Origin of the sequence: Micromonospora sp. WMMD730 (assembly GCF_049178955.1) — a bacterium.
Classification (GTDB): Bacteria; Actinomycetota; Actinomycetes; order Mycobacteriales; family Micromonosporaceae; genus Micromonospora; species Micromonospora wenchangensis.
This window is the reverse complement of sequence record NZ_JBMHML010000002.1, coordinates 5,352,945-5,370,528: the sequence shown is the minus strand read 5'-3', so window position 1 is coordinate 5,370,528 and position 17,584 is coordinate 5,352,945. Positions and strand designations below refer to the sequence as shown.

Genomic DNA, 17,584 nt, shown 5'->3' with positions numbered 1-17,584 from the left:
GGGGAGGGGGTGGGGTGCATGTGGACCTCCCGGCTCGGTGTGGCGCTGGGCGTCACGCCGGGTTCAACCCTTGGTGGGGAGTGGGAGTTACGCCTGTTTCCGCAGGTGAGCGGCGTTCGGGCAGGCTACGGCGTGGTGGTGCGGCGGACCACGAAGGCGTCGGGCATCCGGAAGGTGAGGTTGTCCGGACACCACGGCGGACGGACCACCGTCACCGCGTCCAGCAGCGGCGTCGCCTCGGCGACCACCACCGCCGCCTCCAGCCGGGCCAGGTGCGCGCCGACGCAGCGGTGCGCCCCCGCCCCGAAGGCCAGGTGCCGGCGGGACCCGCGCTGCCCCGGGCGGAACCCGGCCGGGTCGGCCACCACCTCCGGGTCACAGCCGGCGCGGGCCAGCCACAGCAGCATCGAGCTGCCCGCCGGCACCGGCGTACCGCCAAGGGTCGTGTCGACCGCGGCCACCCGCCGCCAGGTGACGATCGGTGGCTCCCGGCGCAGGCCCTCCTCGACCACGTCGGCGACGGCGACCGTGCCGGCCCGCAGCCCGGCGCGCACCCCCGGTTCGCCGGTGAGCCGGTGCAGCAGCAGGGTCAGGAACTGACTGGTGGTCTCCTGGCCGGCGACCAGCAGGAAGAACAGCGCCCCGACCACAACGTCCGGGGGGTGCCCGGCGGCGCGCAGCCGACCGGCCAGGCCGCCGCCGGTGCCGGCGAACTCCCGCAGTACGGCGTGGAACCGGCCCACCTCGACGGCGAGGGTCTGCTGCCGGTCGGCGTCCAGCGGGGCCCAGAACAGTTCCAGTGCCGCCCGCGCGAAGTCCTTCACCGCACCCACCGGGGCGTCCGGCAGCTCGACCAGCCGGGCCAGCGCCAGCAGCGGCAGGTCGGCGGCGAGCCGGGCGTGCAGGTCGACCGGCCGACCGGCGGCCAGGTCGGCGGCGATGTCGACCACCCGGGCCCGGACCAGGGCGGTCAGCCACGGTCGCTGGGCGGCCACCCGGTCGGGGTGCAGCGCCTCGGCGACGATCGCCCGGATCGCCGGGTGGGTCGGACCGGCGTTGTTCGCCAGCGTCGGCGGCAGCCGGAACCGGTGCGCGGTGAGCACCCGCAGCGCGGCCACCGGAATCGGCGTCACCGCGTCCAGGGCGTTGTCGGGCCGCCAGGTCGCCGCGTCGGCGAGCACCTGCCGGACCAGCGCGTGCCGGGTCACCACCAGGTGCACGCCGCCGACCCGGTCGACGACCGTCGCCACGTCCGGCCAGGGCCCGTCGACGGAAGCCTCCCACCCCCGGAACAGCACCCGGTCACGCTAGCGGGCGGCCCCCGGCGGGGCGGGGTCCAGTTCCCACACCGTGGTGTGCTTCACCCGGACGCTCTCCAACGCCTCCGGCACCGGCACGTCGTAGCCGACCAGCTCGCGGAACCGTTCCCGGGGCAGGAACGCCCGGCCCGGATCGCCGACCAGCACCCGGGCACCGGAGCGGGCGGCCCGCAGCAGGAAGCGCAGCACCCGGCGGGCCATCGCCTCGCTGTAGAAGACGTCCCCGGCGAGCAGCACCTCGGCGTCCCCGGCGTCGCCGTCGAGCACGTCGGCCAGCTCGGCGTCGACGCGTACCCCGTTGGCGTGGGCGTTGAGGGCGACGGCGGCGACGGCCCGCTCGTCGATCTCCACCGCCCGCACGGCCGCCGCGCCGGCCCGTGCGGCGGCGATGGCGACCAGGCCGGAGCCGGAGGCGAGGTCGAGCACCCGGCGACCGGCGACCGTCTCCGGGTGGTCGGTGACGTACCGGGCCAGGCCCTGCCCACCGGCCCAGGCGAAGGCCCAGAACGGCGGCGGCTGGGAGCTGCGGAACTCGCCCTCGGTCAGCTCCCACAGGCCGATCGGCTCGTCGGCCTGGTGCAACCGCACCTCGGGCACGAAGGCGACCGGGGCGAGCCGGGCGTGCAGCCGGACGAAGGCCGCAGAAAGATCGGACACCCGCCCAGGATGTCAGCCGGGCGAACCCCGGCGCGGTCGACCCTCACCGGCCCGACGAAGCGGCCTAGCCCACACCGTCACCCGGCGTGTCGGCGAGGACGGGTGACCGGTTCACCACTGTCGGTGTTAACCCGCACCGTACTTGCCGACCGGCGCGAACACGCCCGTCTACCGGCTTCCCCATCCTGCTCATAGCGTGGCGAGTGGACAAGACCGACGGGAGGAGCGAGGCGGTGGTGATGGTGTGGCGGAACGCGCTACGGGTCGGGGCGGTGCTGGCCTGCCTGTCGGGGACAGGGCTCGTCGGGCCGACACCGGCGTCGGCGGCGGACCGCTTCTCCACCGAGCTGAGCGGCCTGCCCGCCCAGTTCACCGCCGGGGACCAGGTGCGGACGGTCTCGGCGGTGGTGTCCCGCCAGGGCAACGGCGGCTGTGTGAAGGTCCGCTGGTCGATGGTGCTCTCGGTGCAGGGGCTGCGACTGGACCAGGTCAAGATGGACCGGGTCGAGGAGACCGGCTCGTTCCCGCTGGACATCCGGGCACAGGGGGACGTGGCCCGGTTGACCGACCGGCAGCTCGACCCGGGCACCCTCTGCCCGGACCGTACGGTCACCGCCACCTACCGGGTGGCCTTCGCCGAGGACGTCACCCGGGGCCGGATCACCATGGCCGCCGAGGCGTACGACCCGAACCTGCGGCTGCTCGCCCGACGCACCGCCACCCGGCAGGTCGTCGGTACGGCCCCTGCGCCCACCACGGCCGCACCCGAGCCGACCACCGCGTCGCCGGAGCCGACCGAGGAGGTGCTGGAGCCGAGCGAGGAGGAGACCGAACCGACCGAGGAGGCGCTGGCCGAGGTGCCGCCACCGGCCGCGGCGAACCGTTCGGCCGACCAGAGCGGGGGCTTCGGGCTGGTGCAGGCGGCGTTCCTGCTCGGCGGCCTGCTGCTCTTCCTCGGTGTCGGCCTGCTGATGCGGCTGCGGCAGCTCACCCGGACCACGGCCGACGGTGTGGCGGGCGACGATGCCCGCCCGGTCCGTCGCCCGGTCCGCTGGACCACCGTCCGACGGTGATCGGGGGCCGCCGGGGCCGGGTGGCGCCACCACCCGGCCCCGGCGGGTTTCACTTCGCGAACACCTGGAACTCGGCGATCCGCACCTGGTCGCGCGCCGGGCTGGCGGTCGCGCAGTCGGTCCGGGTCGCCGGATCGTCGTCCTGCTCACCGGCGTACGCCGGGCCGCCGGTGCACTGACTGGCCAGCACCTCCAGCCGGACGTGGGTGGCGACGGTGGCCGACACCCGGAACGACCGGGCGATCAGGTCCCGGCTGTAGGCCCGGTACCTCCCACCGGGGAACGCGTCGTCGGCGCTGGTGTAGACCCGGGTCCAGCGGGCCGGGTCGGCGCAGTCGGTGGTGGTCGCGTCGCAGGTCGACACCGCGAACGACCGCAGCGCGCTCAGCGCGTTCTGCGCACCGGGGTCGGCGTCGCCGGTGATCGCCGGGCGGAGCATGGCGCTGACGTTGACCCGCTGCACCGGCTGCGGCGTGCCGAAGGGCAGTGTCACGGTGACCTGCTTGCCGGCCACCCCGGTCAACGACGCCCAGTTGGTGGCCTCGGTGTCGTCGGCGATCCGGTCCAGGTTCACCCCGTCCCCGGCGATGCTCGCCCCCGACCTGGTGGACGCCAGGTTCTGGCTCAGCCGCAGGTCGACGTACCCCTGCTGGCCGGCCTTCGCGACCACCTCCAGGCGCTGGTGGCCGAAGCCGGGGGCGACCGCCAGCAGCTGGTACGTCCCGGCGACGGCCTCGAAGGTGGCCGGCAGCGGGGTGGCCGGGTCGGTGTCGGCGACGGGGGTGGCCCGCGCCTCGTAGTCACCGACGTAGAGCCGGATCGGCGCGTTGGCGCTGTCGCCCCGGGGGCGCAGGGTCAGCGTGGCGTTGCCGCCGGCCGGGCTGGCGAAGCTCGGCGTCGGATCGGTGTCGGCGGCGCCGACGGTGGCGGCGTCCCGACCCATCCCGGAGCGGGCGAACTCGGCCCAGATCAGCTCCTGGTTGGCCCCGCCGAAGCGCAGCCGGTCGGCGGTGAGCAGGTTGTCCCGCATGTCGAGCATGCTGACCTGGCTGGCCGCCTGGAGCAGGAACGAGTCGAAGACCAGCTGCACCCAGCGCCGGTTGCCGGGGCAGTTCTCGGCGGCCACCCGGCCCTGGGCGCAGTCGAGCTGCCGCGCCGGGGTGCCCAGGCCGTACTTCTTGACCAGGGCGGCGCGGATGCGGAAGTTGGTCGCGCCCCAGATCTCCCCGTCGGCGTGCACCGCCGGCCCGCCGGTGTTGTAACCGACGTCGGAGTAGTTGAGCGGGCTGCGGCTCAGGTCGTAGTTGCGGATGCCGCTGACCAGGTTGCCGGTGACGTAGCCGCCGGTGACGAAGGGCGTCTCGCCGGGGGCGCGCAGGCCGTGCTCGTAGAGGTACTCGGCGGCGAGCAGGTCGCTCCACGACTCGCCCATCGCCCCGCCCTGGTGGCCGCCGATCCCGCTGTCCGGGCCGGCGATCATCCGGTTGGTGATGGCGTGGGTGTACTCGTGGCCGATCACCGTCATGTCGTAGTCGCCGTCGACGCACGGCGGGTACGGCCCACCGGCCTGCGGCTGCCACAGGTACATGTTGGTGCTCGGCGGCAGCCCGTCGCGCGGGGTGGACTGGTTGGCGTTGTTCCGGTTGCCGCTCAGTGCGCCCTGCTGGGCCCGCCCCTGCTCGGCGTCGCCGCCCAGCCCGGCGCCGCTGACGTTGACCGCCTGGAGGTTCCAGGTGGTCTCGGTGAAGCCCAGGTGCCAGGCCCAGTCGTGCATCCGGTTGTGCATGGCGAACAGGTTGGCGGTGGCGGCGTCGGCGTCGTTGCGTTGGGCGGAGGTGAACGCCGCCGGGTTGCAGCGGGCCTGGTGCCACTGGTCGGTGAACGGGTACTCGTAGCGCCGGTCGGGGCGGTCGGGGGCGTTGACCATCGGGCTGCCGGCACCCCAGGAGACCACGGTGTTGGCGGAGTTGCCCCGGGTGGTGCCGGTGGGTGCCCCGGTGGCGAGGTCGACGTCCCAGGGTTGCCCGCCCGCCGGGTCGCGGAAGGCGGCGGCGCAGTCGGGTGCGGGGCTGGCGCACCAGCGGACCCGGGGGTCCTGCCCGGGGGCGAGGTCCTGCGGCGGGGTGGCCGGGTAGACCGCCCAGCTCGGGTTGTCGGAGTCGAAGTCGACGAGGTCCTCGCGGACCAGCACCTTCCCGGTGATCCCGTCGACGTAGGTGGTGAACGCGGCCGGGTGGTCGCTGTCCCGCCCGATCAGGGTCACCTCGTAGGCGGCCCGGTTGCCGTCGGCCGGGGTGGGCACGGCGACCGGGCGCACCCGGTGGCTGGCCACCGCGTCGGCGGCCAGGCCGGCGTCGGCGAGCGCGTCGGCGTACGCCTGCCCGGCGGTGCGGGTGGCCGGGGTGGGGGCCGAGGCGTCCCGGGTCAGCGAGGAGCTGACCGAGAGCACGGTGCCGTCGGCGACCGCCACGGTGACCAGCCCGTCGTGGCCGGCGGGCAGGTCACCGAAGCGCTGCCGCAGGGTGACCACCGCGCCGTCGCCGATCCGCCGGACCAGCACCCGGTCGAGCGCGGTCACCGCGTCGGCGTCCAGCCCGAACAGGTCCCGCTGGGTGGTGAGGTAACGCCGGGCGGCGGCCTCCGGGTCGGTGGGCAGGCCGGTGGCGAGCCGGGCCGGGCCGAGGGCGTGCGGGGTGCCGAGCCGGTTCCAGCGCACCGGGGCGCCGGTGGCACGGGCCAGGCTGCGTTGGCGGGCGTCGGGTGCGGCCGTACCGGTGCGGTTGTCGACGTCGGCGGCCTGGTGGCGGTCGTCGGCGAACGAGCCGGAGCGGCCCGGGGCCGGGGCCGCGGTGTCGCCCGGCGCGGCCGTGGCGGTGCCTCCGCCGGGCAGCAGGGCGGCGACCACGGCGGCGGTCGCCAGTACGGGAACGAGCCGGCGTCGATGCCGGCTCGTTCGGGGTGTCCACTCCGGTCTGGGCACGGATCCTCCTCGTGGGAGCGGGGACCGGCGCACCGCCGGCCCGGCGCAGGCGGGGTAACGCATGCGCATACGTGGATACCAGGCGGATCGGGCGGGGGCAATGGCGTGCGGTGCGCGGATCAGACGAGCTGGGCGGGGTCGAGCCCCAGTTCCCGGGCCGTGACCAGCCGGATCCACTCGCCGAACTGTCGCCGGGAGATCACCCGCTCGTGCACGGCGAGCTGGACGGCGAGCCCGTCCATCACCGCGTTGATCCGCCAGGCGGCACCGGCGGGGTCGGCGCAGTCGAAGGTCCCGTCGGCCACCCCGGCCGAGATCACCGCCGCCAGGTCCTGCCGCCAGCGCAGGTCCAGCCGCCGGCAGACCTTCTCCAGTTCCGGGGTGCGCAGCGACTCCGCCCAGCCGTCGATCCACATCGCCCAGGGTCGGCCGGTGGGGGTGTAGAGGCGCAGGATGCGCCGGAGCTTGGTCAGCGGCGGGGTGGCGGAGCGCAGCACCGCGTCCAGCCGGGACAGTTCCTGCTCGACGGCGTACGCGAACGCCTGTGCGAGCAGCCGCTCCTTGGTGGCGAAGTGGTAGAAGACCAGCGCCTGGCTGACCCCGGCGGCGGCGGCCACGTCGGCGGTGCGGGTGTTGGCGAGTCCACGCTCGACGATCACGTCGCAGGCCGTGCGCAGCAGGGAATCCAGGCGGACATCGGCGGCGGCACGTCTCGTCACGCCGCTACGGTAACCTATCGAACCGACCACGGGGAGTTACCGACCCGCCCGATCCGACTGCCGGTAGTCGGAAGCCGGACAGCATCGCACCGGCGGGTCGGCTACCTTGCCGACCTGTTCGGTAGCGGTGCGGGCGACGTGTCCCATCCGCGCCGACCAACTCTCCTAGGAAGCTCTGCGGGCGGTGGTGCCGGTCACCACTGCGGAGACCGGACGCGCCGTCGGTGGCCCCGATTTGGCATCGGTGAGGGCGCTCGGCTAGAGTTTCCATCCGTCACCGGGTGTCATCCCGGAGGCAAGCGGACGTAGCGCAGCTGGTAGCGCATCACCTTGCCAAGGTGAGGGTCGCGGGTTCGAATCCCGTCGTCCGCTCGGAGCTGCCGCCACGCATGACGGGGGCAACCTCGGTGGGGTGGCCGAGAGGCGAGGCAACGGCCTGCAAAGCCGTGTACGCGGGTTCAAATCCCGTCCCCACCTCGGTAACAAGCACGGGCGATTGGCGCAGTGGGAGCGCGCTTCCTTGACACGGAAGAGGTCACTGGTTCAAACCCAGTATCGCCCACGCGGACAGCAGTAGGGCCACCTTCCGACACGGAAGGTGGCCCTACTGCTGTCCGGTCGTCGGCCCGGTCACCGCCCCCGTTCCGGGGCATCACCGCACATCGATGTCAGGCTATCCTGGCTCCGGTTCTTCCAGGGGAACATCGCGACGCCGGGTGGGTGTGGGGTGGGGGAGACGGGTCGGGAGGCGCTGCTCGCGTTCGCCGACGAACTGCGGCGACTACGCCAGCAGGCGGGCGGGCCGTCGTTGAACTCCCTGGTGGCGGTCGCCGCCGCCCGGGGCAGGCCGCTGGCCCGCTCCACCCTCAGCGACAAGCTCAACGCCAAGTCGCTGCCCGACTGGGACTTCGTCACCGGTTACCTGGGTGCCTGCGTCGCGTACGCCGGACAGGCCGGCATCCGGTTGCCCGCCGAGCTGACCGACCAGGCCCGCTGGGAGGCGGCGTACTGGCGGCTGCTGGCGGCGGCGGACGCGGCGCGGGCCGACGACCGGCTCGCCACCGCCGCCCGTGCCGAACCGGACCGGCAGGCCCACGCCGGCACCGCGCCGTCGGCCCCGGCCCCGTTCGTGCCCCGCCAGCTACCGGCGGCGGTACGGCACTTCGCCGGCCGCTCCGCACCGCTGACCGCCCTGACCGCCCTGCTCACCGAGCCGGCCGGCCCGCCGGGCACCGTCCCCGTCTCGACCATCGGCGGTACGGCCGGCGTGGGCAAGACGGCCCTGGCCGTGCACTGGGCGCACCGGGTCGCCGACCGCTTCCCGGACGGTCAGCTCTACGTCGACCTGCGCGGCTTCGACGCCGAGTCGCCCGCGCTGAGTCCCGCCGAGGCGGTGGCCGGGTTCCTGGAGGCGCTCGCGGTGCCGCCGGAGCGCATCCCGGTGGGGCTGGCGGCACAGGCCGCCCTCTACCGCAGCCTGCTCGCCGACCGGCGGGTGCTGGTGCTGCTGGACAACGCCCGCGACGCCGACCAGGTACGCCCGCTGCTGCCCAGCTCGCCGGGATGCCTGGTCCTGGTCACCAGCCGTAACCAGCTTCCGGGGCTGGTCACCGCCGAGGGGGCCCGCCCGCTGCCGCTGGGCCTGCTCTCCCCGGCGGAGGCGCGCGAGCTGCTGTCCCGCCGGCTGGGCGTGGAGCGGGTCGCGGCGGAGCCGGAGGCGGTGGACCGGATCGTCGCCGCGGCGGCCGGGCTGCCCCTGGCGTTGGCGATCGTGGCCGCGCGGGCCGCCACCTACCCCGATTTCCGGCTGGTCCGCCTCGCCGCCGAGCTGACCGCCAGCCGGGGCGCCCTCGACGCGTTCAGCGGCGGCGAGGCCGGCGTCGACGTCCGGGCGGTGCTGTCCTGGTCGTACCGGGGTCTCGATCCGGCGGCGGCCGACCTGTTCCGGGCGCTCGGCACGCACCCCGGGCCCGACGTGTCCGTGGCGGCGGCTGCCAGCCTCGCCGCCCTGGCCCCGGCCGAGGTGCGCCGGCCGCTGGCGGTGCTGACCCGGGCGAACCTGCTCACCGAGCACGCCCCCGGCCGGTACGTCCTGCACGACCTGCTCCGGGCGTACGCCGTCGAGTTGGCCGTCGCCACCGACTCCGCCGGCCTGCGGCGGGCGGCGCTGTGCCGGCTGCTCGACCACTACCTGCACACCGCGTACGCCGCCGCTCTGCTGCTGCACAAGCACCGCGACGACATCGACCTGCCGGCGGCGCACCCCGGGACGGCGGTGCCCACGCCGGCCGACCGGGACGAGGCGTGGGCGTGGCTGGCCGCCGAGCACCGGGCGCTGCTCGCCGCGATCGGCCTGGCCGTCGAACACGGGTTGCCCACCCACGCCTGGCAGTTGGCGTGGAGCGTCAACACCTACCTCGACCGGGTGGGTGCCTGGACGGACCAGTCCCGCGCCCAGGAGCTGGCGCTGCGGGCCGCCACGGCGGCCGGGGACCGCGACGGGCAGGCCCGCGCCCACCGCAACCGGGCCGTCGCCTGCCTGCGCCTCGGCGCGTACGACGAAGCCCACGAGCATCTGGAACGCTCCCGGCAGTTGTACGCCGAACTCGGCGACCGGGTCGGTGGCGGGCGGACCGAGCTGAACCTCGGCATCCTCGCGGAGCGGCAGGACGACCACCGACGGGCGCTGCACCACGCGCAACGGGCGCACCGCCTGTTCGAGGCAGCCGGGCACGCGCAGGGGCAGGCCAACGCCCTCAACAACATCGGCTGGTACCACATCCAGCTCGGCGACCACCTCCGTGCGCTGGACTACTGCGGCCAGGCCCTGGTGCGGCAGCAGCAGACCGGCAACCGCTACTGGGAGGCGCACGCGTGGGACAGCCTGGGCTTCGCCCACCACCACCTCGGCCGGCACCGCGACGCTCTCGACTGCTTTCGGCAGGCGCTCGCGCTGTGGCGGGAGACCGGCGAACGCTACTACGAGTCCGTCACGCTGATGCACGTCGGTGACAGCCACCTGGCCGCCGCCGAACCCGACGCGGCCCGTGCCGCCTGGGGGCAGGCACTCGACGTGCTCGACCAGCTCAGCCACCCGGACGCCGCGCTGGTGCGCGACCGGCTCGACGCGCTGCCGTCCGGGCGGTAGTCCACACCCGCGCCGCGGGGTGCCGGGCGGGTCGCCTCACAGCGGCGGGGCGACGTCCCGACGCTCCTCGACCCGCTGGTACGCCACCGGCTCGGCGGTGGTGACCGTACGGCGGCGACCGCGCATCAGCAGGACCATGACGAGGCCGAGGACACCGGCGGCCATCAGGATCCAGCCGACGACGTCGAGATCGACACCGCCGACGCTCGCGTTCACCGCGAAGGTGAGGATCGCGCCGACGGCGAGCAGGAAAATGCTCGTTCCGATTCCCATGACAGCTCCTTGGGGGACGGGGGTGTGCTGTCGTGATGCAGTACCCCGTCGATGAGCAGGGCAATCGCCGGGAGGGGACCACGTGGTGGGGTCGGCCGGGCAGGCGATCTTGGAATGGGGTAGAGTTCACCCCGTCGCCGGGGAGACCGGGCGGCACGCGGACGTAGCGCAGCTGGTAGCGCATCACCTTGCCAAGGTGAGGGTCGCGGGTTCGAATCCCGTCGTCCGCTCTCGACCACGGGCGATTGGCGCAGTGGGAGCGCGCTTCCTTGACACGGAAGAGGTCACTGGTTCAAACCCAGTATCGCCCACCAGAGCATCATGCGAAGGCCCCTGGCTCAGCTGAGCCAGGGGCCTTCGCATGATGTTGCTTCGTCGTGGTGTCGTGTGCGGGTCAGCTGTTCCAGTGCTTGGCGACGAGGTCGGCGGCCTGGGTCTCCCACTGGGCGTAGTGGTCGGGGTAGGCCGAGACCTGGACGGTCTGGGCGGCCTTGGTCAGGGGCATGTCCTGCCAGCCGTCGACCTGCTTGAGGCCCTTGAGGAACGCCAGGGTGGCGTACTCGGGGTCGGTGATCTGCTCCACGGTGCCCCAGCCGCTGGAGGGGCGCTGCTGGAACAGGCCCTGCGAGTCGTGGTCGTTGCGGTCGCCGAGGTGGCCCAGGTTCTCCAGCTTCGACTCCTGCAGGCTGGTCGCGATCGACACCACCGCGGCCCGCTCGTCCATGCCGGCCTTCTTCGTGGCGGCGATGATCGCCTTGGCGTTGCCGGTCTGCTCGTCGTTCAGGTCGATGCGGGACTGCTTGCCCTGCACGCCGTGCGGGATCAGCTTGGCCTTGTCCACGGCCGGCTTGTCGGCCTGGACGGTGGCGACGGGGCGGGTGTCGATGGTGGGGGTGTCGTGGTTGAGCGGGCCGGCGGCCAGACCACCGGCGACGGCGAGACCGGCGATGCCGAGGACGCTCTTACGCAGGATAGTGGTGTTCAGGATGGTGGTGTTCATGGGGAAGCTCCTTCGGGGGTAGACGCCCCGTCCGGCCCGTGGAGGGCTGGGTGTGCCCGTGGGGGTCGGGCAGCGTAGGGGCGTGGGCACCACGTCGGGGGCGCTCATACGGGGGAAAGTCTGTGGGGGGTTCCCGGCCGGGGCCTGCCGCGTGGGGCGGTGGCCGCTCGTGCCGGGGTCAGGTGTAACGACCGGGGTCCCGGGGTCATTCCCGCCGGGGGTGCGGGGTCGGCCGGGGTGCTGCTGCGGTCGTACCGGGGTGTAACGACCGTCGGTGCCGGGTCATTCCGCCGGCGGCCGGGGCGTCGGGCGGCCCGGGGGTGCTGCTGCGGTCGTACAGAGGGTGTAACGCCGGACGGTGCCTGGTCATTCCGTCGGCGGATGCTGCATCGAGCCTGGTAGCGGGGCTGCCGCCGGGCCCGCAGCGGGGCGTGGCACCTGCGGGTCGGCCTGGATTCCGGCGCATGGGCCTCGGCCGTCACCGTTGTCCGGTCCAGTCCCGTCTGGGGCGGTCTGGCCGGTCCGGCCGGTCCGGTCCGGTCTGGGTCCGCTCTGGGGCCGCTCTCGTCCGGGCCGGCTGGGCTGGGCTGGTCCGGGCTGGGCTGGGCCGGGGTGGTCCGGGCTGGATGACGGTGCGCGGGGTCCGGCCGTCACCCCTGGCCGTTCCCACTGGCGCTCTGCTCCTGCGCCTCGAGGTGGTGCCGGCCCGATTCGCCCGCCGCCAGGGGGTGCAACCGGTCGCCGTCAGCGCATGCCGCTACCTGTTACCTGTGGTGGCCGGTGTGGTTGGTCTTGCGCGGAGCTTCATTCCTGTGAGTCATAAATATGCCTGACAGGCATACGAGTGCCGCGAAGTTGCCCGCCCTCGGAGCTCATTTTGGCGCATCGGTGGACGGATAGGAATGTGCGCCGAATGTTCGGTCCGTCCTTTGCCGCGACGATAGGCCCGGGCATCCTCTCCCGGCTACGGCATCTGCCCATCCTCGGGGCCGAAACAGTGGCTTTAAGTCGAGCGGATACCGCTGTATCGCGAGTATGCGCGACGACCACATCCGGTCGGGGACCCGTTCGGGCGCGGCCGCCCCCGCACCCTCAGGACCCGGGCGGGGTGGCGGGGGAGCGGGTTCTGCCGATGGCAGATCCGCTGCCGGTGAACAGGATGCCCCGCTGATGTCCCGGGCCGGCAGGGTGGGACGTATGAGACTGCTGATGCTGGGCGGCACGGGTTTCGTCGGCTCCGCCATCGTGGCCGAGGGCGTACGCCGGGGCTGGACGGTGACCATGTTCAACCGGGGGATACACGGACCGACCCCGCCGGGCGTACACCGGTTGCGGGGTGATCGGACCGCGCCGGGCGGGTTGGCCGAACTGGCCGGCGGCGCGTGGGACGTCGTGGTCGACACCTGGGACGGCGCGCCCCGCGCGGTACGTGACGCGGCCACGCTGCTGCGCTCCGCCGGGCACTACGCCTACGTCTCCAGCTGCTCGGTCTACGCCCCGCCAGTGCTCCCCGGGGGCGGCGAGGAGTCGGCGGTGGTGTCGTCGGCGGCCGACGACACCGGCGACGACGACTACGCCCGGTGCAAGGCCGGCGGTGAACTGGCCGCGACCGGGGTGTTCGGGGACCGCGCGCTGCTGGTGCGGGCGGGGCTGATCCTCGGGCCGGGGGAGGACATCGGGCGGTTGCCGTGGTGGCTGCGCCGGGTGGCCCGGGGTGGTGACGTGCTCGCCCCGGGGCCGGCCGACCTGCCGGTGCAGTACGTCGACGTCCGGGACCTGGCGGCCTTCACGCTCGACCGGGCCGCCGAGGGGGTCGGCGGGGCGTTCAACGTGATCAGCCGGCCGGGGCACACCACGATGGGCGAACTGCTGGCCGAGGCGGTGGCGGCGACCGGAGCGGATGCCCGGCTGCGGTGGACCGACCCCGAGGTGATCCTCGCCGCCGGGATCGAACCGTGGAACGACCTGCCGATCTGGATCCCGCCGGGCCACGAGTACCGGTGGTTGCAGCAGTGTGGCGTCGAGAAGGCGTACGCGGCGGGACTGACCTGTCGCCCGGTGGCCGAGACGGTCGGTGACACCTGGCGCTGGCTGGACCGGGTGGGCACGGTCCCGCCCCGTGCGGGGCGGCCGATGCGGGCGACCGTCGGCCTCGACCCGACCCGGGAAGCCGCCCTGCTCACCGCGCAGCATCCCCGATAGCCACCGACCCGGTCTGGGGATGGGTGGCTGGTGCGCCGCGAGCCCTGTGTACGGGACCAGTCAGGGCCAGTCGGCGCACCTTTTAATGATATCTGAAGCTCTTTGTCCTTCACGGAAAGTAATCGACGTAGACAACTATCGTCAGCGCCCTTAGAGTTCGGCCACTGCCAATCATCTTCACGGGGGATCGCCATGACGGCTGGTGGCTGGTTGCTGCCTGTCCACATTTCTGGAACCGCTGTCTCGCGGGCATTTCGCTGTCTGCTCGCCTAGTGGGCAATGTCGTGACGCCCGGGAGGCGGCCACCCATGACGAGAGCGGCCCGCGTTCCCGTCGGCTGATCCCCCGTCAACCATCTATCGGTTGCCTTCGATTAAATCCCACGAGGTCTCCGCCGGGAGATCTCGGGAGTTGGTGCGCCGCCCACCCCCATTCAAGCCCCCCGAGACTCCTGCCTGTGGAGGCACTGTGACAGCCGCTCACCGACCGACCGACGGGCGCGCTCAGCGACCAACGGAACGGCCACGGACGATCGCAATTCTCGCGTTGACCTGCGTACTGGCCGGCTCGGTGCTGACCGGACCGGGGCGGGTGCAGGCGGCCCCGCCACCCGCACCGCCGTCGGTCGATGTCGCGGTGGCACCGGACGCGGCATCCGCCGTGTCCGCAGCGCAGCGGTCGGGTCGCCGGGTCGAGGTGGAGTCCGCCCGTACGGAGTTGACCCAGGTGTTCGCCAACCCGTCAGGCGGCTTCACCGCCGAGACCGCGGTGATGCCACAGCGCGTCAAGCGCAGCAACGGCTCCTGGGCGGACATCGATCTGTCGTTGCGCCGGTCGGCGGACGGTTGGGCACCGGCGGCATCCGTGGCGCAGGTGCGGTTCTCAGCCGGGGGACGCGGTCCGGCGGTGGTCCTCTCGCGCGGCGGCAGGTCGTTGTCGTTGTCCTGGCCGGGCGGGTTGCCCAGGCCGACCGTGTCCGGTGACGCGGCCACCTACCCGAACGTGTTGCCGGGAACCGACCTGGTGCTGCGCGCGACGCGTACCGGATTCACCCATGTCCTCGTGGTGCGGACGCCGCAGGCTGCGGCCGACCCCCGCCTGCGGGAACTGCGCTTCGCGTTCGGTGGCGGTGCGCGGGTCACGAAGACCGGGGACGGACGTCTGTCCGCTGTGGTGAACGGCCAGGAGATCGCCACCGCCGAGCCCGCGTTGATGTGGGACTCGTCCACGCAGTCGGGCGATGCCGACCCGACCGGCCGGCGGTCGGGCGCATCAGGGGCCGCATCCGTCGTACGTTCCTCGGCGGCCGGACCCGGCGACCGGGCCAGGACAGCGCCCGTCGGTGCCGCCGTGGCCGACGGACACCTGGTTCTCCGCCCGGATGCGCGGCTGCTCGCCGGGCGGGACGTCACCTTCCCGGTGTTCATCGACCCGGCGTGGTCCACCGCCAGGTCCCGCTGGGCCTACGCCACGCAGAACAACACGAACAACACCGACACCACCATCGCCCGCGTCGGCAAGGACCCGGACTCGGGAAAGATCTACCGTTCGTACTTCGACTTCCCGCTGTCGGCCATCAGGGGCAAGCACATCGAGTCCGCGTACGTGCAGATGAAGCTGGATCATTCCTGGTCCTGCACGGACACCCCGACGTACATGTACCACTCCAGCGGCATCGCCTCGACGCCCCGCACCGCGTGGGCACCGAAGCTGCACAGCCAGAAGGCGACCGCACAGTCCCACGCCAACGAGGGCTACGGCTGCTCGGACTCCCCGCAGCCGGACATGACTGTCAACTTCACCGGGTCGGCCGTGACGTCCCTCATCCAGACCCATGCCACGAACAACTACTCGAACGTGACCCTGGGGTTCTGCGCCTGTAGCGGCACCGACGGCTCGGGCGAATCCACCACCGACAGGTGGAAGAAGTTCTGGCCCAACAGCGCGAAGCTGGTCGTCGACTACGACTCGGTACCCGGCGCGCCCTACAGCCTCCAGACCTCCGGCGTGGCATGCGCTCCGGGCCAGCGGATCAGCATCGGCACGCTCACCCCCACCTTCTCGGGCATCTTCCCCGACGCCGACACCACCCAGGCGTTGACGACTGCCTACGAGTGGCTGCAGGTGCCCAGCTCCGGCACCTACGGAGACGCTACTCCACGCAAGCCCGCGCCTTCGGGCGCGTCCGTTCCGGCCGGTGGCCGTTCCACGACGGCACCGTTACCCCAGCTGACCGAGGGGCAGGTGTACGCGTTCCGGGCCCGGGCCACCGATCCGGCGCCCTACAGCAAGACCAGTGCCTGGTCAGCCTGGTGCGAGTTCCGGGTCGACACGACCATCCCCCCTGTGGTGGTGACCCGTAACGGCACCGACGAGCCGCTGCCCGGCGAGAAGGTCACCTTCGGTTTCTCCTCCACGGACACCAGCGTGACGAAGTTCCGGTACGGCTGGACCTTCCCCGGCACCATCGAGGTACCGGCGACCACCGCCTGTAGCGCCAGCGTGCCGGCGGGTACCAACATCTGCTACCGGATCGGCTCGGTGACGCTGTCGGTGCCGAAGTACGGCCAGAACACGCTGCACGTCCGGGCGTACGACGGCGCGGGTAACCCCGGTGACGCCTCCGCCGAGTTCATCGCGGGTCGACCGTCGCCGGCGATCGCCCGGTGGGGCCTGGAGACCCTGCCCGGCGTCACCACGAGTGCGGCGCTGGCGGACGGCCAGCCCGCCCTGGGCGGCAACACCCCGCTGACGGCCAGCAACGTCGGGTGGACCCCGGACATGCGGATCATCAAGGGTGCGACCAGTACCTTCAACGGCACCTCGTCGAGTCTGCACACGACGGGACCGGTGGTCGACACCACGAAGTCGTACGGCGTCGCGGCATGGGTACGCCTGTCCTCCCTTCCCACCGAGAACATGGCCATCGCCACGCAGGCTGGCGACTGCATGTACGGCTTCTTCTTCGGGGTCTACGTCGCGGCGGGCGTACCGAAGTGGGACGTCACCACCCGAAGCAACGACTGCGCGGCGACGGCCACCTACACCAACGTGCAGCCGCAGAACGCCACGATCACGAATGCGGACGTCGGCCGATGGCAGCACGTGGCCTTCTCCTACGACGAGGACGCGAAGCTGATCACGTTGTACGTCAACGGGGCGTCCGTCGCCACTGCACCGTGGACCACCGCCTGGAACGCCACCAACGGGTTCCAGGTGGGACGTAACGCCGCCGGTGGTCTCACGAACAACTTCTTCCAGGGCTCCGTTGCCCAGATGCAGGTGTACAACCGGGCCCTGGTGCCGCACGACTTCACCGGACAGCGCCGGGACGAGGAAGGCTCCGGCGGTTTCGACGAACCGGGCATGCTGAAGCCCGTCCGGGTGGGCCAGTGGACCTTCGACGGGGCCACCGGCTGCTATGAGGACAATCCCTCCGACTGGACGCTGTGCATGAGCCCGGAGAACACCTCCTTCGGGCGGCGGATCGCCTTCACCAAGGGCGTCGACGTCGGCGACGGCAGCCGCGCGAGCTTCCTCTCCTTCGACTCGCAGGCCATCGACGACCCCACCCAACCGACAGTCGAGTACGGCCGCAGCCAGGACAACGTGGCCGGCGATCCGCAGAACCCGAACTGGCAGGACGGACGCGTGCTCCGCACCGACCAGTCCTTCTCGGTGTCCGCCTGGGTCCAGCCGAGGTCGCTCGGCATCCAGACCGCCGTCTCCCAGATCGGCACCAAGCAGTCCTCGTTCTATCTCGGCCAACGCACCAAGATCGTCAGCGGGAACCCCGTCAACTGGTGGTCGTTCAGTGTCTTCGGCATCGACAGCGATGCCCTGGGCAGTCGGTTCGCCGACGCGTTCATGACGTCCCGGAACATGACCGAGGAGGCGGATCTGTCCCACTGGACCCATCTGGTCGGCGTCCATGACGTTGCCGGCCGCGAGGTCCGGCTCTACGTGGACGGCAAACTCGCGGCGACGACCCCGTTCGGCACCGGCTCCTTCACCGGGGCGTTCGACGCGACCGGCCCGCTGTACGTGGGCGCTGCCCGTTTCACCCCGTTCGGTGCCGCCACCCAGTTGGTCGACCGTTGGGACGGCGACATCGACGACGTGAGTCTCTACCAGGGTGCGTTGAGTGACAACGACGTCCGCGAGATCAACGAGACCGAAGCTGTCAGGGAAGTCGATGTCACGGGCTGACGGC

At 72.6% G+C, this 17,584-nt stretch carries 10 protein-coding genes and 5 tRNA genes; 9 read left to right on the top strand and 6 right to left on the bottom strand.

All coding sequences use genetic code 11. From position 1 onward, the window contains the following. Positions 1–125: 125 nt before the first annotated feature. Entirely contained in the window at positions 126–1,298 is a 1,173-nt protein-coding gene (locus tag ACN265_RS22690) for a cytochrome P450 (RefSeq protein WP_421409374.1), read from the bottom strand. A gap of 9 nt (positions 1,299–1,307) precedes the next feature. Continuing rightward, positions 1,308–1,976 (bottom strand): class I SAM-dependent methyltransferase, encoded by a 669-nt coding sequence (locus tag ACN265_RS22685; protein WP_421409373.1) that lies wholly within the window; start codon positions 1,974–1,976, stop codon positions 1,308–1,310. Between the two features lie 203 nt (positions 1,977–2,179). Between ACN265_RS22685 and ACN265_RS22680 the strand changes: the two genes are divergently transcribed. Then, complete coding sequence (locus tag ACN265_RS22680) at positions 2,180–3,049, top strand: hypothetical protein (RefSeq protein ID WP_421409371.1); 870 nt, start codon at positions 2,180–2,182, stop codon at positions 3,047–3,049. Between the two features lie 49 nt (positions 3,050–3,098). On the opposite strand, the gene ACN265_RS22675 is transcribed toward ACN265_RS22680, so the two are convergent. Both ACN265_RS22675 and ACN265_RS22670 read right to left on the bottom strand, forming a co-directional pair. Next, positions 3,099–6,029: a M36 family metallopeptidase gene (locus tag ACN265_RS22675; protein WP_421409370.1), complete on the bottom strand. Its 2,931-nt coding sequence runs from the start codon at positions 6,027–6,029 to the stop codon at positions 3,099–3,101. A gap of 119 nt (positions 6,030–6,148) precedes the next feature. Continuing rightward, positions 6,149–6,748 (bottom strand): TetR/AcrR family transcriptional regulator, encoded by a 600-nt coding sequence (locus tag ACN265_RS22670; RefSeq protein WP_204924047.1) that lies wholly within the window; start codon positions 6,746–6,748, stop codon positions 6,149–6,151. A 299-nt stretch (positions 6,749–7,047) separates the two neighbouring features. Here ACN265_RS22670 and ACN265_RS22665 point away from each other — a divergent pair. The 4 genes from ACN265_RS22665 to ACN265_RS22650 all read left to right on the top strand — a co-directional run bounded on the left by ACN265_RS22665 (position 7,048) and on the right by ACN265_RS22650 (position 9,896). Further along, positions 7,048–7,120 (top strand) — tRNA-Gly (locus ACN265_RS22665). Positions 7,121–7,154: 34 nt separating this feature from the next. Continuing rightward, a tRNA-Cys gene (locus ACN265_RS22660) sits at positions 7,155–7,225 on the top strand. Positions 7,226–7,238: 13 nt separating this feature from the next. Continuing rightward, positions 7,239–7,310: transfer RNA gene (locus ACN265_RS22655), tRNA-Val, on the top strand. Positions 7,311–7,475: 165 nt separating this feature from the next. Further along, positions 7,476–9,896, top strand: coding sequence for an ATP-binding protein (locus ACN265_RS22650; protein ID WP_421409367.1), 2,421 nt, complete (start codon positions 7,476–7,478; stop codon positions 9,894–9,896). A gap of 36 nt (positions 9,897–9,932) precedes the next feature. Here ACN265_RS22650 and ACN265_RS22645 read toward each other — a convergent pair whose 3' ends face one another. Beyond that, the gene (locus ACN265_RS22645) at positions 9,933–10,169 is read right to left on the bottom strand and encodes a DUF6458 family protein (RefSeq protein ID WP_088646915.1); all 237 of its coding nucleotides are present in this window, start codon (positions 10,167–10,169) and stop codon (positions 9,933–9,935) included. Between the two features lie 157 nt (positions 10,170–10,326). Here ACN265_RS22645 and ACN265_RS22640 point away from each other — a divergent pair. Together ACN265_RS22640 and ACN265_RS22635 are read left to right on the top strand one after the other, a co-directional pair. Beyond that, positions 10,327–10,399 (top strand) — tRNA-Gly (locus tag ACN265_RS22640). 9 nt (positions 10,400–10,408) lie between these two features. After that, positions 10,409–10,483, top strand: a tRNA-Val gene (locus ACN265_RS22635). Between the two features lie 80 nt (positions 10,484–10,563). Here the strand turns inward: ACN265_RS22635 and ACN265_RS22630 are convergent. Continuing rightward, the gene (locus ACN265_RS22630) at positions 10,564–11,169 is read right to left on the bottom strand and encodes a hypothetical protein (protein WP_421409365.1); all 606 of its coding nucleotides are present in this window, start codon (positions 11,167–11,169) and stop codon (positions 10,564–10,566) included. A 1,197-nt stretch (positions 11,170–12,366) separates the two neighbouring features. Between ACN265_RS22630 and ACN265_RS22625 the strand changes: the two genes are divergently transcribed. Together ACN265_RS22625 and ACN265_RS22620 are read left to right on the top strand one after the other, a co-directional pair. Further along, positions 12,367–13,371 (top strand): NAD-dependent epimerase/dehydratase family protein, encoded by a 1,005-nt coding sequence (locus tag ACN265_RS22625; protein WP_421409363.1) that lies wholly within the window; start codon positions 12,367–12,369, stop codon positions 13,369–13,371. Between the two features lie 546 nt (positions 13,372–13,917). Further along, the gene (locus ACN265_RS22620) at positions 13,918–17,580 is read left to right on the top strand and encodes a LamG domain-containing protein (RefSeq protein ID WP_421409361.1); all 3,663 of its coding nucleotides are present in this window, start codon (positions 13,918–13,920) and stop codon (positions 17,578–17,580) included. Positions 17,581–17,584 lie beyond the last annotated feature (4 nt).